The following is a 506-nucleotide window of genomic DNA, read 5'->3' as shown; positions in this document are numbered from 1 at the left end:
GGTGAGCACCTCGCGCACCGAGGCCGTGTAGCGATCGTGGCCGCGAGCGCACCGCCAGTCGTATGCGGCGCCCACGCGCGTCTCGTGGGCGAGCGCGCGTCGTTGCGCCGGAGCGACCCGGCCGAGCAGCTCGCCGCGGCTGCGATGCGTCTCGTCGATGAGCATGCAGAGCGGGCACACGCGGCCGAGCCGCACCGCGCCCGGATCGTCGACGCCGGCACCGTGCCCGCACCGGAAGCTCACCGCGACCATGCTCGCCCGTCTCGCCGTTCCATGGCTCCATCGTGACGGTCGCCGCCGACATCGGCGTGCGCGTGAGCCGGTCATGTCACCGGCGCCCACGAGAATGGGGAGGTGCAGGTGGTCGTCGCAGCGGGGGAGTCGGGTCGCGTCGTCCTCATCGACCCCGACCGTCGGTCGGAGCCGATCACGGTCGGCGGCGACGAGAACCTGCCCGAGGTGATGCGCCGGCTCGAGGCCGAGCATCGTCCGCGCTGGGTGTGGGT

The 506-nt window shown here is 73.3% G+C and carries 1 protein-coding gene; it reads right to left on the bottom strand.

Annotation, left to right across the window (positions count from 1 at the left end; translation table 11 throughout):
- Nucleotides 1–252 (bottom strand): hypothetical protein (locus AC1DY2_RS20510; RefSeq protein WP_476764086.1); only part of this gene is annotated, 252 nt, incomplete at its 3' end.
- Nucleotides 253–506: the final 254 nt, after the last annotated feature.

Source organism: Agromyces sp. P1_H4 (assembly GCF_056405255.1).
This window is presented reverse-complemented; position numbering and strand designations above follow the sequence as displayed.